Raw genomic sequence first — 22,617 nt, 5'->3', positions numbered from 1 at the left:
TTCGGAGAAGAGTCGTGAAGCGACCTGCAATCATCCTGATTTGCCTGCTGTTGCAGGCGTGCTCAGCTACCACCAAAGGGCTGGGCCACTCACTGTGGGACAGCATGTTCGGCACGCCGGGCGTGCATCTGACCGATGACGAACTTCAGAACATGCCGTATGCCAGCCAGTACATGCAGCTAAACGATGGTCCGCAACTGTTTGTGGTGCTCGCTTTCGATGAAAACGGGCAGCAGAAATGGGTGACGCAGGATCAGGCCACCATCGTGACTCAGCATTCCCGAATCGTGAAAACGTTGCTTGGCGGCGACAACCTGCTTGAGGTAAACAACCTGGCTGAAGATCCGCTCATCAAGCCGAATCAGATCGTCGATGGCGCAAGCTGGACGCGCACAATGGGCTGGACCGAGCACAAACAGGTGCGCTACGCCACGGCCCGCTCTACCTTCCGCTGGGATGGTACGGACAGCGTCAAAGTGGGCAGCGACGAAACGCAGGTGCGCGTGCTGGATGAAGAGGTGACAACCGATCAGGCCACCTGGCATAACCGCTTCTGGGTGGACGAAGAGGGGCAAATCCGCCAGTCCTTACAGTATCTCGGTGCCGGTTTCTTCCCGGTGAAGACCACCCTGATCAAGGCGGCGAAATCATGAAAACGCTTATCCACATTGCGCTTCTCGCCAGCCTTTCCGCGCCGCTGGCATGGTCCGCAGGGACAGTAAAGGTCTACACGCCGGACAATGAAAAACCTAAAACCTTAACCAATGCCGGGCATCTGCTCGATCTGGTGGGGCAGCCGAGGCTGGCGAAAAGCTGGTGGACCGGGGCGGTTATCAGCGAGCGTCAGGCGACGATTGTAGCGGAACAAAAACATCAGGCGCTGCTCGCCCGACTGAGCGGGCTGGCACAACAGGAAGATGCTGACGATGCCGCGGCCATTACTAGCCTGCGTCAGCAGCTTCAGGCGGTTAAGGTGACGGGTCGCCAGAAGGTGAATCTCGATCCGGATGAGGTGCGCGTCGCCGAAAACGGCAATCCGTCGCTGGAAGGGGACTATACCCTGTGGCTGCCGGCTCAGCCTTCCACCGTCACCGTGATGGGGCTTATCAGCAGCCCTGGCAAAAAGCCGTTTACGCCGGGCCGGGACGTCGTGAGCTATCTCGACGAGCAAAGCTTGCTCAGCGGTGCGGATAACAGCTATGCCTGGGTGGTCTATCCGGACGGGCATACGCAAAAAGCGCCGGTGGCTTACTGGAATAAACGCCATATCGAACCTATGCCAGGCAGCATCATTTTTGTCGGTTTTGCCGACCATTTCTGGACGAAAGCGTATGACGGGCTTAATGCCGATATCCTTCGCTCCCTGATACAGCGGATACCGGAATAATGAAAAAAACCTATCTCTACAGCATGCTTGCACTGTGCGTGAGTGCCGCCTGTCATGCAGAAACGTATCCGGCACCCATCGGCCCGTCGCAGTCCGATTTTGGCGGCGTGGGCTTACTGCAAACCCCGACCGCGCGTATGGCCCGCGAGGGGGAAATCAGCCTTAACTATCGCGATAACGATCAGTACCGTTACTACTCTGCGTCCGTGCAGCTGTTCCCCTGGCTGGAGACCACGCTGCGCTACACCGACGTGCGTACAAAACAGTACAGCAGCGTGGACGCCTTCTCCGGCGATCAGACCTATAAAGACAAAGCCTTCGACGTGAAGCTGCGCCTGTGGGAAGAGAGCTACTGGATGCCGCAGGTCTCCGTCGGGGCGAAAGACATTGGCGGGACCGGCCTGTTTGATGCGGAATACATCGTTGCCAGCAAAGCCTGGGGACCGTTTGATTTCTCGCTGGGTCTTGGCTGGGGCTACCTCGGCACCAGCGGCAACGTAACCAACCCGTTCTGTACCTACAGCGACAAATACTGCTACCGCGATAACAGCTATAAAAAAGCGGGTTCCATCAACGGCGACCAGATGTTCCACGGCCCGGCCTCGCTGTTTGGAGGCGTAGAGTATCAAACGCCATGGCAGCCGCTGCGCCTGAAGCTGGAGTACGAAGGCAATAACTACAGCGAAGATTTTGCCGGCAAGATTGAGCAGAAGAGCAAGTTTAACGTCGGCGCCATTTACCGCGTCACCGACTGGGCCGACGTTAACCTCAGCTATGAGCGCGGTAATACCCTGATGTTTGGCTTTACGCTGCGCACCAACTTTAACGACATGCGGCCGCGCTACAATGATAACCCGCGGCCCAAATACCAGCCGGAGCCGCAGGATGCGATCATTCAGCACTCCGTGGTAGCGAACCAGCTGACGCTGCTGAAATATAACGCAGGCCTGGCGGATCCGAAGATCCAGACCAAAGGCGATACGCTGTATGTTACTGGCGAGCAGGTGAAATACCGCGACTCCCGCGAAGGGATCGAGCGCGCCAACCGGATCGTCATGAACGATCTGCCGGAGGGGATCCGCACGATCCGCGTGACGGAGAACCGTCTCAACCTGCCGCAGGTTACCACTGAAACCGATGTTGCCAGCCTTAAGCGTCATCTTGAAGGCGAACCGCTGGGACATGAAACCGAGCTGGTGCAAAAACGCGTCGAGCCGGTGGTGCCAGAGAGCACCGAGCAGGGCTGGTATATCGATAAATCCCGCTTCGATTTCCATATCGATCCGGTGCTGAACCAGTCCGTGGGTGGGCCGGAAAACTTCTACATGTATCAGCTGGGCGCGATGGCGACGGCGGATCTGTGGGTGACCGACCACCTGTTGACCACCGGTAGCCTGTTCGGCAACATTGCCAACAACTACGACAAATTTAACTACACCAACCCGCCGAACGATTCAAAACTGCCGCGCGTGCGTACCCGCGTTCGCGAATATGTGCAGAACGATATCTACGTGAATAACCTGCAGGCCAACTACTTCCAGTACTTCGGTAACGGCTTCTACGGCCAGGTTTACGGTGGCTATCTGGAAACCATGTTCGGCGGCGCGGGGGCGGAGGTGCTTTATCGTCCCGTCGACAGTAACTGGGCGTTTGGGATTGATGCCAACTACGTGAAACAGCGTGACTGGCGCAGCGCGCAGGACATGATGAAGTTCACCGACTACAGCGTCAAAACCGGCCACCTGACCGCCTACTGGACGCCGTCGTTCGCACAGGATGTGCTGGTGAAAGCCAGCGTCGGGCAGTACCTGGCGGGCGATAAGGGCGGCACGCTGGATATCTCCAAACACTTCGACAGCGGCGTAGTGGTAGGCGGTTATGCCACCATCACCAACGTTTCGCCAGACGAGTACGGGGAAGGGGACTTCACCAAAGGGGTGTACGTGTCGATTCCGCTGGATCTGTTCTCGTCAGGCCCAACCCGCAGCCGTGCGGCAGTGGGCTGGACGCCGCTGACGCGCGACGGCGGTCAGCAGCTTGGACGTAAGTTCCAGCTGTATGATATGACCAGCGATAAGAACATTAACTTCCGCTGATGCTTGTTTGCCCGGTGGCGCTGCGCTTACCGGGCCTACAAGAATATTTTTGTAGGCCGGGCAAACGCAGTGCCGCCCGGCAAGAATGTTCATGTGGACAAAACATAAACAAAAAATATAGATCCCCGTCACATTTTTGCGTTATACAGGAACCTCGCCCTGGAGAATGAGGTGCTGTATGACATCCCTGACTCGTCCGCGTGTTGAGTTTATCTCAACGATACTCCAGACCGTGCTGAACCTCGGTCTGCTGAGCCTTGGCCTGATCCTGGTCGTGTTTCTGGGTAAAGAGACGGTGCATCTGGCGGATGTGCTGTTCGCACCTGAGCAAACCAGCAAATACGCGCTGGTGGAAGGCCTGGTGGTCTACTTTCTCTACTTTGAATTTATCGCCCTGATTGTGAAGTACTTTCAGTCCGGCTTTCACTTCCCGCTGCGCTATTTTGTCTACATTGGCATCACCGCCATTGTGCGGCTGATCATCGTCGATCATAAATCCCCGCTCGACGTGCTGATCTACTCGGCGGCGATCCTGCTGCTGGTGATCACCCTCTGGCTGTGCAACTCAAAGCGGCTGAAACGCGAATAAAAAAAGGGCGCTCCGAAGAGCGCCTAACAACAGTCACAAGTTGGTTCAATACAATACGTCTAAAGTTGAGGGTTGCAGTGGCATAACAGATGAAACTTAACCTTTCACACCGCCCGCCGTCAGGCCGTTGACCAGCCAGCGCTGGGCCAGCAGGAACACCACGGTAATCGGGATGGCAGAGAGGACGGCCGCCGCGGCAAAGTCGCCCCACAGGTAGTTTTGCGGGTTGAGGTATTGCTGCATACCGACGGCCAGGGTGTAGCTGTTCACATCGCGCAGTAACAGAGAGGCGACCGGTACTTCGGTGATCGCCGCGATAAACGACAGGATGAACACCACCGCCAGAATCGGCACCGACAGCGGCAGCAGCACCAGACGGAACGCCTGCCACGGGGTGGCGCCATCCAGCGCGGCGGCTTCTTCCAGTGAACCATCGATGGTTTCGAAATATCCCTTGATGGTCCACACATGCAGGGCGATGCCGCCAAGATAGGCGAAGATCACGCCGCCGTGGGTGTTCAGGCCGATAAACGGCACGTACTGGCCCAGACGATCAAACAGGGCATACAACGCCACCAGTGACAGCACCGCCGGGAACATCTGGAAAATCAGCATCCCTTTCAGCAGGGTCGCTTTGCCAGGGAAACGCATACGGGCGAAGGCGTAAGCACAGGTGGTGGAGAGCGTCACGATGCCGATGGCAGTAATGGTCGCCACTTTTACCGAGTTCCACAGCCACAGCAGCACCGGGAACGGCGGTGGAGTGACGCGGCCATCCGCGTGTTCTACACTGAAGCCCAGCGCGAGTTTCCAGTGCTCCCAGGAGATTTCATCCGGGATCAGGCTCCCGGTGGCGAAGTTCCCCGAACGCAGGGAGATGGCGATAACCATCAGCAGCGGGAACATGATCGCCGCGATGAAAATCAGCAGGCCTAAGTGCGTCGCGAGGAGGCGCAGTTTCTGAGATTTGGGTTGTACCATTGCCATGTTCAGTGCCCTCCTTAGTCAAATTTCATACGTGTAGCTTTCAGGTTCACGATCGCCAGGGCGCCCACCAGCAGGAAGATCAGGGTGGCAATCGCCGCCGCCAGACCGAAGTCCTGACCGCCGCCGCCTTCGAAGGCGATACGGTAGGTGTAGCTCACGAGCAGGTCGGTATAGCCTGCCGGCGTGGTGGTGCCGAGACGGTCCGGTCCACCGTTGGTCAACAGCTGAATCAGCACGAAGTTGTTAAAGTTAAAGGCGAAGCTGGCAATCATCAGCGGCGTCAGCGGCTTAATGAGCAGCGGCAGGGTAATTTTGAAGAAGTTCTGGAACGGACCCGCGCCGTCCATCGCCGAGGCTTCGTACAGGTCGTCCGGGATGGCCTTCAGCAGCCCCATGCACAGGATCATCATGTACGGATAACCGAGCCAGGTGTTCACGATGATAATCATCGAGCGAGCGGTGGTCGGGTCGCTGAACCAGGCCGGTTTGATGCCGAACAGCGCGCTCAGCATCATGTTGATTTCACCAAAGCTCTGGTTAAACAACCCTTTGAAAATCAGAATCGAGATGAACGATGGCACGGCGTACGGCAGAATCAGCAGCACGCGGTAAATCGCTTTCCCTTTCAGGGACTCCCACTGGACCAGACAGGCCAGCACCATGCCCACGGCCACGGTCAGGATCACGGTCAGGATGGAGAAGACTACCGTCCAGACGAAGATGGCGAAGAACGGTTTCTGGATGCCTTCGTCGGTAAACACGCGGGTAAAGTTATCCCAGCCGATGGTAACGGTATAGCCCGGGCTGAGCTTGTCGTCGCCCCAGCTGCCGTCGGCATTCACCGACTGATAGAAACCAATGTCGTTATTCGGGCGGTACTTCACGCCGCTCTGGTTGTTGGTCAGCGTGCCGTCATCCGCCAGAGTATAAAGCGGCTGCGTGCCGGAAAACTGGCGCAGCGAGCTCATGGTTACTTTGCTGTCATCGGGCAGCACGGCGGTGAGCTGGGTCAGCGCCTGGCGATTTTGAGTGATGATACGCAGGTTGGCACGTTCACCTTCCGGCAGGGCCGCGGCCTCTTTTAAGACCAGCTTCTGCTCGCCGCCAAATTTGAACGCGTCGGAAAGATAGTTTTTGCCGCTCTCACCGTCAGTGAGCGCTAACTTCCACTCATCTCCCGCAGGATACAGGCCGAAGTTAAAGGTTTTACCCGCCTGATAAGAACGATCCAGAAGCACCTGGGTGGCACGCTCCTGCGCGAGCTGGTTGGTGCTGCTGTAGTTAGTAAAGGCAATCGCGATGGTGCAGATCAGCGGAAAGAGGACAAACAGCCCCATCCCGGCAACACCGGGGTAGACATAGCGCCAGGCATACGCTTTACGGTTGGCGAAAATATACAGGCCAACCGAGCTTAAAATCAGCGTCATGATGGCAAAAAGGTATTCCCCTTGCACGTACATTAAAACAACAAGGTAACCCACCAGCAGACACAGCAGACCTATCACTGACCACTTCAGTGCGTCGCTTTGCCACCAGCGTTTCTTTTTAATGACATCCATGGGGTTCTTCCTCTACAACGGTGGAAACTTATCGTCAGGTGGCGCTGCGCTTACCTGACCTACGGATCGTGCCGTAGTCGTAGGGCGGGTAAGCGCACGCGCCACCCGCCGTTTTTCAGACTTACTTAGTAATACGACCCTGAGCATCTTTCAGCGCGGCATCAACAGTCTGGCGACCGCTTGCAGCGTTGATGACGGCGGTACGGGTGGCGTACCAGAACGCAGCCATCTGTGGGATGTTCGGCATGATTTCGCCTTTCTGGGCGTTATCCATGGTGGCCGCAATGCGTGGATCTTTCGCTAACTGATCCTGGAAGGATTTCAGCGCAACGGCGCCCAGCGGTTTGTCCTTGTTCACTTCATCCAGACCCTGATCGGTCAGCAGGTAGTTTTCGAGGAACTCTTTCGCCAGCTCTTTGTTCGGGCTGGCGGCGTTGATACCCGCGCTCAGCACGCCAACAAACGGTTTAGACGGCTTGCCGTTGAAGGTTGGCAGCAGGGTCACGCCGTAGTTGACTTTGCTCTTGTCGATGTTGGTCCAGGCCCACGGACCGTTGATGGTCATCGCGGTTTCGCCTTTGTTGAACGCCGCTTCCGCGATGGAGTAGTCGGTATCCGCGTTCATGTGTTTGTTCTTAATCAGGTCAACCAGGAAGGTCAGGCCTTTTTTCGCGCCCGCGTTGTCCACGCCCACGTCTTTCACGTCATATTTGCCGTTTTCAAACTTGAACGCGTAGCCGCCGTCGGCAGCAATCAGCGGCCAGGTGAAGTACGGCTCTTGCAGGTTGAACATCAGAGCGGATTTACCTTTCGCCTTCAGCTCTTTATCCAGAGCAGGGATCTCTTCCCAGGTTTTCGGTGGATTTGGCACCAGGTCTTTGTTGTAAATCAGTGACAGGGCTTCAACCGCGATTGGGTAAGCGATCAGCTTGCCGTTATAGCGAACGGCGTCCCAGGTGAACGGGAACAGTTTGTCCTGGAAGGCTTTGTCTGGCGTGACTTCTGCCAGCAGGCCAGACTGCGCGTAGCCCCCGAAACGGTCATGCGCCCAGAAGATAATGTCCGGACCATCGCCGGTTGCCGCAACCTGCGGGAACTTCTCTTCCAGTTTGTCCGGGTGTTCTACGGTGACTTTGATACCAGTGTCTTTCTCGAATTTTTTGCCCACTTCGGCCAGACCGTTATAGCCCTTGTCGCCGTTAATCCAGATAACCAGCTTACCTTCTTCAATTTTGGCGAGAGCCGGTGCGGAAATCATCATTGCTGCGAGGGCGGACAATGCGAAAACGCGTGCGCCAGTCTTGATCTTCATATCTGCCATCCTTTATTGGTGATGTGCTCGTGGATACATAAGGTGGTTCAACGTGACTCAGTCTCCTTATTTGACATCCTCTTTCCATCCTCCCAGTCCCTACGCCCCACCCCCTGTTTGTGTGATCCCTGTAACATAAATTTAAGTTATGAGTGCTGGCGCACATAAAAACCCACTGAATTTTGCAGGCCGCTTCACGATTTTCGCCTTAGCCCCTCCGCTGCGGTCGCAGAGCCTGCTCTCTCATCCTCCCGCCTCCTCCCCCATAAAAAAGCCGGGGGGTGGAGGATTCACGAAAGTAATGGAACACGCATAGTGAACTTATCTTGAATGTTTCTGTCGGTGACAGGTTGTAACGAAGGGAGAAGGGCATGGCGAGCGTACAGCTGCGTAATGTAACGAAAGCCTGGGGCGACGTTGTGGTGTCAAAAGACATCAATCTGGACATCCACGAAGGTGAGTTTGTGGTGTTCGTTGGTCCATCAGGCTGTGGTAAATCTACTCTGCTGCGTATGATTGCCGGTCTTGAAACCATCACCAGTGGCGATTTATTTATTGGTGATACCCGAATGAACGACATCCCGCCAGCTGAACGCGGCGTGGGCATGGTGTTCCAGTCTTATGCGCTTTATCCGCATCTTTCCGTTGCCGAGAACATGTCCTTTGGCCTGAAGCTGGCCGGCGCGAAAAAAGAGACCATTAACCAGCGCGTCACCCAGGTGGCGGAAGTGCTCCAGCTGGCACATCTGCTGGAGCGTAAACCGAAGGCGCTCTCCGGTGGTCAGCGTCAGCGTGTGGCGATCGGCCGTACGCTGGTGGCCGAGCCGCGCGTGTTCCTGCTCGATGAACCTCTCTCTAACCTGGATGCCGCCCTGCGCGTCCAGATGCGTATCGAAATCTCCCGTCTGCACAAGCGTCTTGGACGCACGATGATTTACGTCACCCACGATCAGGTCGAAGCGATGACGCTGGCCGACAAAATCGTGGTACTGGACGCCGGTCGCGTGGCGCAGGTGGGCAAACCGCTGGAGCTGTATCACTACCCGGCAGACCGCTTTGTTGCGGGCTTTATTGGCTCGCCAAAGATGAACTTCCTGCCCGTAAAAGTGACCGCGACAGCAATCGAACAGGTACAGGTGGAGCTGCCAAACCGTCAGCAAGTCTGGCTGCCGGTCGACAGCGCCAATGTACAGGTGGGGGCCAATATGTCCCTCGGTATCCGCCCTGAGCATTTACTGCCGAGCCACATCGCTGATGTGACGCTGGAAGGTGAAGTTCAGGTCGTCGAACAGCTTGGTCACGAAACACAGATTCATATCCAGATCCCCGCCATCCGTCAGAACCTGGTCTACCGCCAGAATGACGTGGTGTTGGTAGAAGAGGGTGCCACATTCGCTATCGGTTTGCCGCCAGAGCGTTGCCATCTGTTCCGTGAGGATGGCACTGCATGTCGTCGGTTGCACAAAGAGCCAGGCGTTTAAGCATTCCAATTACAAAGAAAAGCAATGATCTCAGGAGATAGAATAATGATTACTCTGCGCAAACTTCCTTTGGCAGTTGCCGTCGCAGCGGGCGTAATGTCTGCTCAGGCACTGGCAGTGGATTTCCATGGTTATGCTCGTTCTGGTATCGGCTGGACGGGTAGTGGCGGTGAACAACAATGTTTCCAGGCAACAGGCGCACAAAGTAAATACCGTCTCGGTAACGAATGTGAAACCTACGCCGAACTGAAACTGGGCCAGGAAGTGTGGAAAGAAGGCGACAAGAGCTTCTATTTCGACACCAACGTAGCGTACTCCGTGGCACAGCAGAATGACTGGGAAGGTACCGATCCGGCGTTCCGTGAAGCTAACGTGCAGGGTAAAAACCTGATTGAATGGCTGCCTGGCTCTACCATCTGGGCCGGTAAGCGCTTCTATCAGCGTCATGACGTACACATGATCGACTTCTACTACTGGGATATCTCTGGTCCTGGTGCCGGTATTGAAAACATCGATCTGGGCTTCGGTAAACTGTCTCTGGCAGCGACGCGTTCCCAGGAAGCTGGCGGTTCTTATGCCTTCAGCAGCCAGAACATCTATGACCGTACCAAAGATACCGCGAACGACGTATTTGACGTGCGTTTAGCGGGCCTGGAAACTAACCCGGACGGCGTGCTGGAACTGGGTGTGGATTATGGCCGCGCGAACACGACCGACGGCTATGATCTTGCCGACGGCGCGTCGAAAGATGGCTGGATGTTCACCGCTGAACATACCCAGAGCATGCTGAAAGGCTACAACAAGTTTGTGCTGCAGTATGCGATGGACTCAATGACCACGCAGGGTAAAGGTCTGAGCCAGGGTTCCTATGGTTCTTCCAGCTTTACCATCACGAATCCTGATGGCACGACGACCAACTACGCCAACGATGTGATTAACAACAACGGCAGCCTCTGGCGCATTCTGGACCACGGTGCAATCACCCTGGCCGACAAGTGGGACCTGATGTATGTCGGTATGTACCAGAAACTCGACATGGATGATAACCAGGGGAGTGACTGGTGGACCGTGGGTGTACGTCCGATGTACAAATGGACGCCAATCATGAGCACCCTGCTGGAAGTGGGCTACGACAACGTCAAATCCCAGGAAACCGGCGATCGCAACAGCCAGTACAAAATCACCCTGGCGCAACAGTGGCAGGCTGGCGACAGCATCTGGTCTCGTCCGGCCATCCGTGTCTTCGCAACCTACGCGAAGTGGGATGAGAAATGGGGCTACGCGAAGAACGGTAACGGCGATGCCACCCGTTACGCGATCTCTGACTCCACCGGTAACGGTCGATTCTCTACCAGCCGCGGCGATGACGATGAGTTCTCCTTCGGCGCCCAGATGGAAATCTGGTGGTAACCGCATCCTGATCTGACGATGTAATCTGGGGGGCGAAAGCCCCTCAATTCCTGAGGTACTGCGCGCTATTGCCTGGCCACCGCAGTGCTTACGCTTTCTGAGGTGATAACAATGAAAATGAAGAAAAATCTCGTCGCGCTGTGCCTGTCAGCGGGTCTGCTGGCCTGTGTGCCTGGCGTTACGCTCGCTGACGTCAATTATGTCCCGCAGAATACCAGCGCAGCGCCTGCCATTCCGACAGCCGCTCTACAGCAATTAACCTGGACGCCGGTGGATCAGTCCAAAACGCAGAGCACACAGCTTGCGACGGGTGGCCAACAGCTCAATGTGGCTGGCATTACCGGGCCGGTAGCCGCCTATAGCGTACCGGCTAATATCGGTGAGCTAACGTTGACTTTATCCAGTGAAGTTAACAAACAGACCAGCGTTTTTGCGCCGAACGTTCTGATCCTCGATCAGAACATGACGCCTTCCGCCTATTTCCCCAGCAGCTATTTTACCTATCAAGAGCCGGGTGTAATGAGCGCGGACCGCCTGGAAGGGGTAATGCGTCTGACCCCGGCGCTCGGGCAGCAAAAGCTCTACGTACTGGTCTTCACCACTGAAAAAGATTTGCAGCAAACCACCACTCTGCTCGATCCGGCAAAAGCCTATGCCAAAGGGGTTGGTAACGCCATTCCCGATATTCCCGATCCGATTGCGCGCCATACCACCGACGGCCTGCTTAAGCTGAAGGTGAAAACCAACAGCAGCTCCAGCGTACTCGTAGGCCCACTGTTTGGCTCATCTGGCCCGGGTCCGGTAACGGTGGGTAATACTGCCGCGCCTGTGTATGCCGCGCCAGCCGCAGCCCCGGCCCCGGCGAAAAAAGCCGAGCCGGTGCTTAACGATACTGAAACTTACTTTAACAACGCCATCAAGCAGGCAGTTAAAAACGGCGATGTCGATAAAGCGCTGAAACTGCTTGATGAAGCCGAGCGTTTAGGTTCAACCACTGCCCGTTCCACCTTTATCAGCAGTGTAAAAGGCAAGGGGTAACCGTCTCCCCACAGTGCTGATTTTGTTAGTCGTTTGGTGCGCCTTCGCGGGCGCACTTTTTTTGGCTAAGTTGCACCTTTGTTGCGATAGTGATCGTTAAATTCTGTTTGTCCGTCCTCATTTTGCCAATCTGCGATACAATGCTTTTACGTTATGTATCGGAGAGTCTGGCATGTCACACCCCGCGCTAACGCAGCTGCGTGCGCTACGCTATTTCGACCACATCCCTGCGCTTGACCCGGAACAGCTGGACTGGCTGCTGCTGGAAGATTCCATGACAAAACGTTTTGAGCAACAGGGTAAAACAGTCACGGTGACGATGATTCAGGAAGGGTTTGTCTCGCCTGCGGAGATTGCCAGCGAGCTGCCGCTGCTGCCGCAGGAAGAACGCTACTGGCTGCGTGAAATTTTACTCTGTGCGGATGGCGAGCCGTGGCTTGCCGGGCGAACGGTGGTTCCTGAGTCTACACTTTCCGGGCCGGAGCTTGCACTGCAACGCCTCGGCAAAACGCCGCTGGGGCGATATCTGTTCACCTCGTCTGAACTGACCCGTGATTTTATTGAAATTGGTTGCGATGCCGATTTGTGGGGGCGCCGTTCCCGCCTTCGTTTGAGTGGCAAGCCGTTAATACTGACGGAACTCTTTTTGCCTGCATCGCCGTTGTACTAAGAGGGAGAAAAAATGGAGTGGAGTCTGACGCAGAATAAGCTGCTGGCCTATCACCGCCTGATGCGTACTGATAAACCCATTGGCGCGCTGCTGCTGCTGTGGCCGACCTTATGGGCGCTGTGGGTTGCCACGCCGGGCGTACCGCCGCTGTGGATCCTGGCGGTGTTTGTGGCGGGTGTCTGGCTGATGCGCGCTGCGGGCTGTGTGGTCAACGACTATGCTGACCGGAAATTTGATGGACATGTTAAGCGCACCGCGAATCGTCCTTTGCCGAGCGGTCAGGTGACCGGGAAAGAGGCGCGCATCCTGTTTGTGGTGCTGGTGCTTCTCTCTTTCATGCTGGTGTTAACCCTTAACACCATGACCATTCTGCTGTCCGTCGCTGCTCTGGCGCTGGCCTGGGTCTACCCATTTATGAAGCGATACACCCATCTGCCGCAGGTGGTATTGGGTGCGGCATTTGGCTGGTCGATTCCCATGGCGTTTGCCGCGGTCAGCGAGTCCGTTCCGCTCAGCTGCTGGCTGATGTTCCTGGCGAATATTCTCTGGGCCGTTGCGTACGATACCCAATACGCGATGGTCGATCGCGATGACGATCTCAAGATTGGCATCAAATCGACGGCGATCCTGTTTGGCCGTCACGACAAACTGATCATCGGCATATTGCAGGTGGCGGTGCTGGCGCTGATGGTGGCGATTGGTCGCCTGAACGGGCTGAACTGGGAGTTTTACTGGTCCGTGCTGGTGGCGGGTCTGCTGTTTGCGTATCAGCAGAAGCTGATCGTGAAGCGCGAGCGTGAAGCCTGCTTTAAAGCGTTTCTGAATAATAACTACGTCGGGCTGGTGCTGTTTATGGGGCTGGCGATGAGTTACTGGTCATAAAAAAACCGGGTGGCGGCTTCGCCTTACCCGGCCTACGATTTAGCAGAATATGTAGGCCGGGTAAGCGTTAGCGCCACCCGGCTTTAACATCACTCGCCCTGCGTCGAACTCTCAATCGTTAAACGCACATCCGCGGTAATCAGCTCTGCCAGCATCTGGTAAACCTTCATCGTCTCTTCCGGCTCAGCATCGCCCGTATCGCTAATGTAACCTTCGTCGCGCAGCGTCAGCACCAGGGAGCTGAATACCGCTTTGTCGAAGAATTCCGGGGCGTTAATGCCATGCAGAACGGACAGGCGCTGGGCCAGCGTCCGACTCTCTTTTTCCAGCGTACCGCGGTTGATTGACGGGTTAGCACTCAATAACCAGAAGGTAATGGCGTAGCGCTGCAACGTCTCACGCGCACCGGAAGCCAGGAGCTGCAAGGTTCGGGAACGTGACGGATTGATATGCAGTTCGTCATCACTGATGGTAATCAGCCCCTGACGACGCATCTCTGCGGACATTTTATCGAGCTCTGCCGCCAGCTCATCGTTACTCCAGCGCAGGAACAGCTCCGCTTTCAGCATCGGATAGATGGCCTGAATATGGCGCAGCAGCTCCTGACGCGAAATACGGCGGTGCTGGGTAATAATGGCTGCCATCAGTGACGGCAGCATCAGCATGTGCGTGATGTTATTACGGTAGTAGGTCATCAGCACGGCCTGCTCGCGCGGCAGAATGATGATGTCACCAATCGTATCTTTCTCGACTTCGAACTTGTTCATCTGCAACGCGTGATCGATCAATTCGCTGGCGGTGGCAGACGGCACGGTCGAATCCACGGAATACGGCACGTTGCGCATGATATCCAGATAGCAATCAATCTGCTCGGTCAGCTGTTCACGGGTCAGTGAACGCTGGCGAGAGGCCAGAAGCGCGGTACAACACAGGTTCATGGCGTTTGCCGCACCAGCATTGTTGATGCGTACCATCAGCTCGGATGCAATGCCGTTGACCGTTGGCGTCAGCCAGGCCGGACGTACCGCTTCGATAGGATCAATAGACTCGCGCCACTCCGGAACATGATGGTTCAGATATGTCATCAGGGGCAGGGGCTCGCCAAAGTTCACGTAGCCCTGACCGAGATTGCGCAATTTACTCAGACCACGCAGCATCTGCGGCAGACTCTCTTTCTCTTTGGTCGCACCGCGCAGCTCTTTCGCGTAGGTGCCCACTTCCATCACGTGTTCATAACCGATGTAAATAGGCACCAGCGTAATAGGACGCGTACCGCCACGCAGCATGGCCTGAATGGTCATCGACAGCGTGCCGGTCTTCGGATCGAGCAGACGACCGGTACGGGAGCGACCGCCTTCAACAAAGTACTCCACGGAATAACCGCGGCTGAACAGCTCGCCCAGATACTCCCTGAAAACGGTGGAGTAGAGCTTGTTACCCTTGAAGGTACGACGAATGAAGAACGCACCCAGACGGCGGAAAATCGGACCTGCTGGCCAGAAGTTCAGGTTGATACCGGCAGCAATATGCGGCGGCACCAGGCCCTGGTGATAGAGCACGTAAGAGAGCAGCAGGTAGTCCATGTGGCTGCGGTGGCAGGGCACATAGACAATCTCGTGGCCGTCATGCGCTAACTGACGCACGCGCTCGGCGTTGTGGACGTTAATCCCCTGATAGAGGCGGTTCCACGTGAAACCGAGGATACGGTCAGAGAGACGAATCATCTCGTAGGAGAAGTTTGCGGCGATCTCTTCCATCAGCGCGATTGCGTTCTGCTGCGCTTTCTCGTGCGAAATCTTCTTGCTGCGCGCTTCGTCTTCTACGGCACGGGCAATCGCTTTGGAAGCCAGCAGCTTGTTAAACAGATCCTGACGCGCCGGGAGACGTGGCCCAACGGCCGCCAGACGCTGACGTGCAAAGTGCATACGCGCAACGCGCGCCAGCTTTTGCGCAATGATTTTGTCAGTACCGTGTTCATCCGCCATGCGGCGCAGTGAAACGGAAGGCGAGAAGCGAACAAAGCTGTCGCGTCCCAGCCATGAGACGGCGAAGAATTTCTGAATGCCGTTGAGCATACGCAGCGGCGGGTTCTCTTCCCCTTTTTCACGCCCCGGACGACGGCCAAACATCACCGACACCGGCACCATCTGCACGTCCAGATCGGGGTTGCTGCGGTGCAGATCGAGGTAATCATGGAACAGCTTAATGGACTCTTCTTTCGGCGTGTAATAGGTGAACACGCGCGGTCCGCCATGGATGAACACGTAGCGCGGCAGCAGCGTACCGTCGACTTCCAGCGGTTCAAGCGGGTCAGGTAAATCGTGCGCCAGACATTGAGCGCGAAGCGTTAGCAGGTCTGCCTTCGAGTTATAAGGCAAAACGTACATAATAGGGCGCGACGTATCGAGCCCTAATTCCAGCGCAGGTTCTGCTGGGATAGACTTACTTTTTACCAGTACGCTTAATGGTAAATTAAGTAATTTGTAGTAAATTCGTGGCCAGCCGGACATAAACGATGTAAAGCCTCTGGTTAATAATGCAATTGCGGCGCAAGGATAACAGAAAGCGCGCAAAATTTCTGTTGTTACCCGTCATACTTCAGGTCGCAGCAAAACGCGCTGCGGCTTTAGTTACTGACGCTATTTATCATAAAAGGTTCTTTTAATGGCCAATAATACCACTGGGTTAACTCGAATCATTAAAGCTGCCGGTTATTCATGGAAAGGTTTCCGCGCCGCATGGGTTAATGAAGCCGCTTTCCGCCAGGAAGCGGTTGCCGCAATCGTTGCCGTTGTCATCGCCTGCTTCCTTGATGTTGATGCTATCACCCGCGTACTGCTCATCGGATCTGTCCTTCTGGTGATGATAGTGGAAATTCTGAATAGCGCTATTGAGGCCGTTGTTGACCGAATCGGGTCGGAATTCCATGAACTGTCTGGCCGGGCGAAAGACATGGGTTCCGCTGCCGTACTGCTGTCGATTATCACGGCGGCGATCACCTGGGTCACGCTACTTTGGTCGCATTTCCGATGAGCCTCGAGGAATAATTAAGTCCCTGGTTTTTTGTGCAGTTTTTGGTTCCAAAATCGCCTTTGACTGTATATACTCACAGCATAACTGTATATACACCCAGGGGGCGGTATGAAAGCGTTAACGACCAGGCAGCAAGAGGTGTTTGATCTCATTCGGGATCATATCGGCCAGACGGGTATGCCACCCACGCGTGCAGAAATTGCGCAGCGTCTGGGCTTCCGTTCTCCTAATGCTGCCGAAGAGCACCTTAAGGCGCTTGCGCGTAAGGGCGTGATTGAGATTGTTTCCGGCGCCTCACGCGGCATCCGTCTGCTGGTGGAAGAAGAGAGCGGTATTCCGCTGGTGGGCCGCGTAGCCGCAGGTGAACCTCTGCTGGCGCAGCAGCACATCGAAGGGCACTATCAGGTTGACCCAGGCATGTTCAAGCCGAGCGCCGATTTCCTGCTGCGCGTTAGCGGAATGTCCATGAAAGATATCGGTATTCTGGATGGCGATCTGCTGGCGGTACACAAAACGCAGGACGTGCGTAACGGGCAAGTCGTGGTGGCGCGCATTGATGATGAAGTGACGGTTAAGCGCCTGAAAAAACAAGGCAATACCGTGCAGCTTCTGCCTGAAAACAATGAATTCTCCCCGATTGTGGTGGATCTCCGCGAGCAGAGCTTCTCTATTGAAGGGCTGGCGGTCGGCGTTATCCGCAACGGTGAATGGCTGTAATCTCTTCCTGACAGGCTGTAGTTCCTCTACAGCCTGGCCTGTTTTCTGATTCCGGTAATTTCCATGGCATTGCTAACTTCTGCCGATAAGGCGTTGTGGCGTCTTGCGCTACCGATGATTTTTTCCAATATTACCGTTCCTCTGCTGGGGCTGGTGGATACGGCAGTTATCGGGCATCTGGATTCGCCGATTTACCTGGGCGGCGTCGCGATTGGCGCAACGGCGACCAGCTTCCTCTTTATGCTGCTACTTTTTCTGCGCATGAGTACGACAGGCCTTACGGCCCAGGCGTATGGTGCAAAAGATCCCCTGCGTCTGGCGCGTGCGCTGGTTCAGCCGCTCATTCTGGCGTTCGGTGCTGGCGCGTTAATCGTTCTGTTGCGTACGCCGCTGATTGATCTTGCGCTCCATATTGTAGGCGGCAGCGATGCCGTACTGGAACAAGCCCGGCGGTTTCTCGAAATTCGCTGGCTCAGCGCGCCCGCTTCACTGGCAAACCTGGTCCTTCTGGGCTGGCTGCTGGGCGTGCAGTACGCCCGCGCGCCAGTGATCCTGCTGGTGGTGGGCAACCTGCTTAACATTGTGCTCGATCTCTGGCTGGTGATGGGACTGCACATGAACGTCCGGGGCGCGGCGCTGGCTACGGCAATTGCCGAGTACGGGACGCTGCTGATCGGTTTGGGGATGGTCTGGCGCGTGCTGGCGATGCGCGGTATCACCCTGGATCTGCTGACATCGGCCTGGCGCGGCAATATGCGTAAGCTGCTGGCGCTTAATCGCGACATCATGCTCCGTTCGCTTCTGCTGCAACTCTGCTTCGGCGCATTAACCGTTTTTGGTGCCCGTCTTGGGCCTGAGATCGTCGCCGTCAACGCAGTGCTCATGACGTTACTGACCTTTACCGCTTACGCGCTGGATGGTTTTGCTTACGCCGTCGAGGCGCATTCAGGGCAGGCTTATGGCGCGCGTGAAAGCGGCCAGTTACGCGAAGTCTGGCGTGCTGCCTGTCGTCAGGCGGGTCTGGTGGCGCTGGTCTTTGCTCTGGTTTACGCCTGTTTTGGCGGGCATATTGTCGCGCTTCTCACCTCGTTGCCCGCGCTACGTGAGCTGGCCGATCGCTACATCCTCTGGCAGGTAGTATTACCGGTGGTGGGCGTGTGGTGCTATTTGCTGGACGGCATGTTTATTGGTGCGACGCGCGGGGCGGAGATGCGCAACAGCATGGCCGTCGCTGCGGCGGGGTTCGGCCTGACGCTGCTGACCTTGCCGTATCTCGGCAATCATGGTCTGTGGCTCGCGCTGGCGGTGTTTCTTTCACTGCGTGGCCTTTCGCTGGCCGTTATCTGGCGTCGTCACTGGCGAAACAAGACCTGGTTTCCAGCCCCGCACGATATATCGTAACGGTTAAAGATTCCGAATATAAAAATAAATGCCGAATCCTTAACTACAATAATAATCACGTCCAGCAGAAAAGAACGAAGCGGACGATACTCATAGACGCTTAACACGAGGACACGATTATGAATAAAGATGAAATCGGCGGCAACTGGAAGCAATTCAAAGGTAAAGCGAAAGAACAGTGGGGTAAGCTGACAGATGACGATATGACCGTCATTGAAGGTAAGCGCGATCAGCTGGTAGGTAAAATCCAGGAGCGCTACGGTTACGAAAAAGATCAGGCGGAAAACGAAGTCAAAGACTGGGAAACCCGTAACGACTACCGCTGGTAACCGGCACTATCCCCAAAGGGCGGCCATGAGCCGCCTTTTTCTTTGGCCTTAACGCGGCTTTTTCTTCACCAGGATAGAGTGATCGTGCTGACAGGCATCCTGATGACGGCATGACTCCACCTCCACGCAGGCAGAACATAAGCCGTGGGCTTCGATCACGTTATGGCGCAGCGCAAAGCCCATTCTGGCTGCCAGCGTATGCATAATATCTTCCACACCTTCCGCACACTCTTCCTTCACCACGCCACAGCGATCGCAGATAAACATGGCGGACGTGTGAGTAGGCTGGTCAAAAAGATGGCACAGCACATAGCTGTTTGTTGATTCCACTTTATGCACAAACCCTTGCTCCAGCAGAAAATCCAGCGCCCGATAGACGGTCGGCGGTTTTGCCTGCGGCTCGCTTTCACGCAGCAGGTCGAGCAGATCGTAAGCGCTGATGGCACCCTGTTGCAGGCTCATCAGACGCAGTACCTCAAGGCGCTGCGGGGTCAGGCGCACATTGCGTTGCGCACAGAGCTTTTCAGCTTGCGCTAACAGCTCTTTTGTGGACTTGTCCATCGGGCACCTCGGATGTGGTAAGGGGTGAAAACCCTCACTTTATCATGTTCTGCTAAAAACACCGAGATCCGCCAGGCTGTGCTATACCTGACGCATCGCAAATCGGGAGATCGCATGATGAAAAGACCTGACTGTATTCGGCACTGGCGGGACGTGGAAGGCGCCGATGACGCAACGTACCCGGACAGCAATGAACGGTTTTCTATTGGCGCGCCGCTGGCCCGCAAGCTGGGTCTCGGCCGCATTGGTATTCACCATGAACGGCTGCCGCCCGGACGCCGTACTTCTTATCCGCATGCGGAAAGCGACGAAGAGGAGTTTGTTTACGTTCTGGAGGGTTACCCTGAGGCCTGGATCAATGGTTATCTGTGGAAGCTTGAACCCGGAGACAGCGTGGGATTTCCTGCCGGCACGGGCGTGTGCCATACCTTTATCAACAACACCGATGAAGAGGTGCGCTTACTGGTGGTGGGTGAGGCTAATAAAAAACATAACCGCATCTACTATCCCCTCAATCCGGTGTATGCCGTGACGCGCGAAGACCACTGGGTAGACCATCCGCCTCAGTTTTTTGGCCCGCACGATGGAAAACCTGGGCGAAAATAATTTCCTCTTCTATAAATATTGATGGTCGTCACACATTAGAACAGGCCGGGATGGAATTTAACTTAGGGAAATAGCGGGTCTTTTTGTACTTATTCACAGCAATAGTTCGTTCCTGTTTGGGTGATAACAGACAGGGTTAACTAATAACAAACTATTTACGAGCACACTGTGAAAAAACATTTTAAATTTTCGATGGTTAGCATTGCTGTCTCCTTTTTTATGGCAAATCAGGCGGGAGCAGCCAATACCTGGACGGAAGCGCGTAGCGACGCAATGGGCGGAACGGGTGTCGCGGCAGGGAGCTATGGCAGCGGGGCGTTAATCAACCCCGCGTTACTGGCAAAATCTAAGCCAGATGATGATGTGACGGTCATTTTGCCGTCCGTTGGCGTGCAGGTGACCGATGAAGACAATCTTCAGGACGAGATTGATACCATTAACGACAAAATCAATCATTACAAGGATGTGGTTGATAGTCTGACCCCCATTGAAGTTATCACCAATCCATTAGGTTCGATCAATCAGTTCCAGGGCGCAGCGAAAGATCTCGCTGATGAACTGGACTACCTGAAAGGCAAGACCGCACACGCCACCGCAGGGGCGGGGATTGCCGTCAGTATCCCTAACGATATTCTTTCCGTGGCCTTTATGGCAAAAGGCTATGCACATGGCCGCGTCAGCTCTTCAATCGATCAGCAGGACATTGATTATCTGCGCGGTATACAACGAAGCGATGCGGTGGCTGCCGGTGTGGCGCTGGATGCCGCGCTAAACGGTACCGATCAGATCACCAAAAACCTTAACTCTACGGCGTCTGGTCGGGCGGCGATTGTATCCGACTACGGTATTGCGGTGGCCCGTCAGTTCGATCTTGGCGGCGTTCCGGTTTCCGTTGGCGTCACGCCGAAGCTGCAAAAAACCTGGCTCTATAACTACACCACCTCAATCTACGATTACGACAGTAATAAGTGGAACGACAGCCGCTACCGTACCGACGACACTGGCTTCAACGTCGATGCCGGTATTGCTGCTGATTTCGGTGAAAACTGGACGGTCGGCGTGAGCGGGCAAAACCTGATGTCGCGCGATATCGATACCAAAGATATCCGCATTCGCAACGGGCGCACAGGAGAGGTGGTGAGTTATAAAGACACCTATCAGATCCGTCCGCTGGTCACTGCCGGGGCCGCCTGGCACAACGATCTGGTCACGCTGACCGCGGATGGCGATCTGACCGAAACCAAGGGCTTTAAAAGCGAAGATACCTCCCAATACGCCGGCATTGGTGCTGAAGTCACGCCGCTGAGCTGGCTGGCTGTGCGCGCCGGTTATCGTGCGGATATGAAGGGGAACGACAGCAACGTCTTTACCGGCGGTGTCGGTTTTGCGCCGTTCAACTCCGTCCATGTTGACCTGATGGGGCTTTATGGCGAAGACGAGACCTGGGGCGCAGGGGCGCAGTTGAGCATGACGTTCTAAAGTACACCGGAGGCGCTGCGCCTCCGGCTTTTCTTTGTGCTATAGTAGCGCCCCTTTTCCACCAGATGCTTAAAAGTTCGCCATGTCGTCAGAATTTCAGACCGCTTTCTCTGCACACCGTTTCTCCATTGCGCCAATGCTCGACTGGACGGACAGACATTGCCGCTATTTCCTGCGTCAGCTCTCCCGCCATACGCTGCTATACACCGAAATGGTCACTACCGGCGCAATTATTCACGGCAAAGGCGACTATCTGGCGTACAGCGAAGAGGAGCATCCGGTTGCGCTGCAACTCGGTGGCAGCGATCCGGCTGCGCTGGCGCAGTGCGCGAAGCTGGCCGAAGAACGCGGCTATGACGAGATTAACCTCAACGTCGGTTGTCCGTCCGACCGTGTGCAAAACGGCATGTTCGGCGCGTGTCTGATGGGAAATGCGCACCTGGTGGCGGACTGCATCAAAGCGATGCGCGACGTCGTCTCTATCCCGGTCACGGTCAAAACCCGTATCGGCATAGACGACCAGGACAGCTATGAGTTTCTGTGTGATTTCATCAACACGGTATCAGGGAAGGGTGAATGCGAGATGTTTATCATCCACGCCCGTAAAGCCTGGCTCTCAGGCCTCAGCCCGAAAGAAAACCGCGAGATCCCGCCGCTGGACTACCCGCGCGTGTACCAGCTGAAACGCGACTTCCCACACCTGACCATGTCGATCAATGGCGGTATTAAGTCGCTGGACGAGGCCAAAGCGCACCTCGAACATATGGATGGCGTGATGGTCGGACGCGAGGCGTATCAGAATCCGGGCATTCTGGCGACGGTTGACCGGGAAATCTTTGGCGTTGAGGGTGCTGACACCGATCCCGTGGCCGTAGTGCGCGCCATGTATCCGTACATTGAGCGCGAGCTGAGTCATGGTACGTATCTGGGCCACATTACCCGCCATATGCTTGGCCTGTTCCAGGGCATTCCTGGTGCGCGCCAGTGGCGTCGTTATCTCAGCGAGAACGCGCATAAAGCCGGTGCGGATATTGAGGTACTGGAACACGCGCTGCGTCTGGTTGCGGATAAACGTTAAAT

The 22,617-nt window shown here is 55.6% G+C and carries 21 protein-coding genes; 16 read left to right on the top strand and 5 right to left on the bottom strand.

Going from position 1 to position 22,617, the window contains the following annotated elements; translation table 11 throughout:
• Positions 1-14 precede the first annotated feature (14 nt).
• The 4 genes from ACOTXC_RS18690 to psiE all read left to right on the top strand — a co-directional run bounded on the left by ACOTXC_RS18690 (position 15) and on the right by psiE (position 4,072).
• On the top strand, positions 15-653 hold the full coding sequence (locus ACOTXC_RS18690; RefSeq protein ID WP_003860339.1) for a YjbF family lipoprotein: 639 nt from the start codon (positions 15-17) through the stop codon (positions 651-653).
• On the top strand, positions 650-1,387 hold the full coding sequence (locus ACOTXC_RS18685) for a capsule biosynthesis GfcC D2 domain-containing protein (RefSeq protein ID WP_126490677.1): 738 nt from the start codon (positions 650-652) through the stop codon (positions 1,385-1,387). The genes ACOTXC_RS18690 and ACOTXC_RS18685 overlap by 4 nt, the downstream gene beginning before the upstream one ends.
• Positions 1,387-3,483, top strand: a complete 2,097-nt coding sequence (locus ACOTXC_RS18680; RefSeq protein WP_284098322.1) for a YjbH domain-containing protein — start codon at positions 1,387-1,389, stop codon at positions 3,481-3,483. The genes ACOTXC_RS18685 and ACOTXC_RS18680 overlap by 1 nt, the downstream gene beginning before the upstream one ends.
• 178 nt (positions 3,484-3,661) lie before the next feature.
• Complete coding sequence (gene psiE, locus ACOTXC_RS18675; RefSeq protein WP_000202963.1) at positions 3,662-4,072, top strand: phosphate-starvation-inducible protein PsiE; 411 nt, start codon at positions 3,662-3,664, stop codon at positions 4,070-4,072.
• A gap of 96 nt (positions 4,073-4,168) precedes the next feature.
• On the opposite strand, the gene malG is transcribed toward psiE, so the two are convergent.
• From malG to malE, 3 genes are all read right to left on the bottom strand, one after another.
• Positions 4,169-5,059, bottom strand: coding sequence for a maltose ABC transporter permease MalG (gene malG, locus ACOTXC_RS18670; RefSeq protein WP_003860332.1), 891 nt, complete (start codon positions 5,057-5,059; stop codon positions 4,169-4,171).
• A 14-nt stretch (positions 5,060-5,073) separates the two neighbouring features.
• The gene (gene malF, locus ACOTXC_RS18665; RefSeq protein ID WP_023299085.1) at positions 5,074-6,618 is read right to left on the bottom strand and encodes a maltose ABC transporter permease MalF; all 1,545 of its coding nucleotides are present in this window, start codon (positions 6,616-6,618) and stop codon (positions 5,074-5,076) included.
• A gap of 121 nt (positions 6,619-6,739) precedes the next feature.
• Complete coding sequence (gene malE, locus ACOTXC_RS18660) at positions 6,740-7,930, bottom strand: maltose/maltodextrin ABC transporter substrate-binding protein MalE (RefSeq protein ID WP_022646733.1); 1,191 nt, start codon at positions 7,928-7,930, stop codon at positions 6,740-6,742.
• A 371-nt stretch (positions 7,931-8,301) separates the two neighbouring features.
• Between malE and malK the strand changes: the two genes are divergently transcribed.
• The 5 genes from malK (at position 8,302) to ubiA (ending at position 13,411) form a co-directional block, all read left to right on the top strand.
• Entirely contained in the window at positions 8,302-9,411 is a 1,110-nt protein-coding gene (gene malK / locus ACOTXC_RS18655) for a maltose/maltodextrin ABC transporter ATP-binding protein MalK (RefSeq protein WP_003860329.1), read from the top strand.
• Between the two features lie 42 nt (positions 9,412-9,453).
• A complete protein-coding gene (locus ACOTXC_RS18650) occupies positions 9,454-10,821 on the top strand; it encodes a maltoporin (protein WP_032621777.1) in 1,368 nt (455 codons plus the stop codon).
• Between the two features lie 111 nt (positions 10,822-10,932).
• The gene (gene malM, locus ACOTXC_RS18645) at positions 10,933-11,859 is read left to right on the top strand and encodes a maltose operon protein MalM (RefSeq protein ID WP_271075333.1); all 927 of its coding nucleotides are present in this window, start codon (positions 10,933-10,935) and stop codon (positions 11,857-11,859) included.
• 172 nt (positions 11,860-12,031) lie between these two features.
• A complete protein-coding gene (gene ubiC, locus ACOTXC_RS18640; RefSeq protein WP_022646736.1) occupies positions 12,032-12,529 on the top strand; it encodes a chorismate lyase in 498 nt (165 codons plus the stop codon).
• Positions 12,530-12,541: 12 nt separating this feature from the next.
• Positions 12,542-13,411 (top strand): 4-hydroxybenzoate octaprenyltransferase, encoded by an 870-nt coding sequence (gene ubiA, locus ACOTXC_RS18635; protein WP_022646737.1) that lies wholly within the window; start codon positions 12,542-12,544, stop codon positions 13,409-13,411.
• A gap of 89 nt (positions 13,412-13,500) precedes the next feature.
• Here the strand turns inward: ubiA and plsB are convergent, their stop codons facing one another.
• Positions 13,501-15,921 carry a glycerol-3-phosphate 1-O-acyltransferase PlsB gene (plsB, locus tag ACOTXC_RS18630; protein ID WP_022646738.1) on the bottom strand — a complete coding sequence of 807 codons (2,421 nt, stop codon included), beginning with the start codon at positions 15,919-15,921 and terminating at the stop codon, positions 13,501-13,503.
• Between the two features lie 154 nt (positions 15,922-16,075).
• Between plsB and ACOTXC_RS18625 the strand changes: the two genes are divergently transcribed.
• The 4 genes from ACOTXC_RS18625 to ACOTXC_RS18610 all read left to right on the top strand — a co-directional run bounded on the left by ACOTXC_RS18625 (position 16,076) and on the right by ACOTXC_RS18610 (position 18,891).
• Complete coding sequence (locus ACOTXC_RS18625; RefSeq protein WP_006810487.1) at positions 16,076-16,444, top strand: diacylglycerol kinase; 369 nt, start codon at positions 16,076-16,078, stop codon at positions 16,442-16,444.
• Between the two features lie 108 nt (positions 16,445-16,552).
• On the top strand, positions 16,553-17,161 hold the full coding sequence (gene lexA, locus ACOTXC_RS18620; protein ID WP_003860318.1) for a transcriptional repressor LexA: 609 nt from the start codon (positions 16,553-16,555) through the stop codon (positions 17,159-17,161).
• 63 nt (positions 17,162-17,224) lie between these two features.
• Positions 17,225-18,562: an MATE family efflux transporter DinF gene (gene dinF, locus ACOTXC_RS18615; protein WP_421767895.1), complete on the top strand. Its 1,338-nt coding sequence runs from the start codon at positions 17,225-17,227 to the stop codon at positions 18,560-18,562.
• Between the two features lie 119 nt (positions 18,563-18,681).
• Positions 18,682-18,891, top strand: a complete 210-nt coding sequence (locus tag ACOTXC_RS18610) for a CsbD family protein (RefSeq protein ID WP_003860314.1) — start codon at positions 18,682-18,684, stop codon at positions 18,889-18,891.
• A gap of 48 nt (positions 18,892-18,939) precedes the next feature.
• Here the strand turns inward: ACOTXC_RS18610 and zur are convergent, their stop codons facing one another.
• Positions 18,940-19,452: a zinc uptake transcriptional repressor Zur gene (zur, locus tag ACOTXC_RS18605; RefSeq protein WP_006810484.1), complete on the bottom strand. Its 513-nt coding sequence runs from the start codon at positions 19,450-19,452 to the stop codon at positions 18,940-18,942.
• A gap of 117 nt (positions 19,453-19,569) precedes the next feature.
• Here zur and ACOTXC_RS18600 point away from each other — a divergent pair, with 117 nt between their 5' ends.
• From ACOTXC_RS18600 to dusA, 3 genes are all read left to right on the top strand, one after another.
• Positions 19,570-20,058: a cupin domain-containing protein gene (locus ACOTXC_RS18600; RefSeq protein WP_022646741.1), complete on the top strand. Its 489-nt coding sequence runs from the start codon at positions 19,570-19,572 to the stop codon at positions 20,056-20,058.
• A gap of 192 nt (positions 20,059-20,250) precedes the next feature.
• Positions 20,251-21,537: a conjugal transfer protein TraF gene (gene traF, locus ACOTXC_RS18595; protein ID WP_421767894.1), complete on the top strand. Its 1,287-nt coding sequence runs from the start codon at positions 20,251-20,253 to the stop codon at positions 21,535-21,537.
• Positions 21,538-21,619: 82 nt separating this feature from the next.
• Entirely contained in the window at positions 21,620-22,615 is a 996-nt protein-coding gene (gene dusA, locus ACOTXC_RS18590; protein ID WP_069596146.1) for a tRNA dihydrouridine(20/20a) synthase DusA, read from the top strand.
• Positions 22,616-22,617: the final 2 nt, after the last annotated feature.

It is taken from the genome of Enterobacter cloacae complex sp. IR5428, from assembly GCF_049238585.1.
In the GTDB taxonomy this organism is placed as follows: Bacteria; Pseudomonadota; Gammaproteobacteria; order Enterobacterales; family Enterobacteriaceae; genus Enterobacter; species Enterobacter intestinihominis.
The sequence above is the reverse complement of the archived record's forward strand: the minus strand, read 5'-3'. Positions and strand labels throughout refer to the sequence as shown.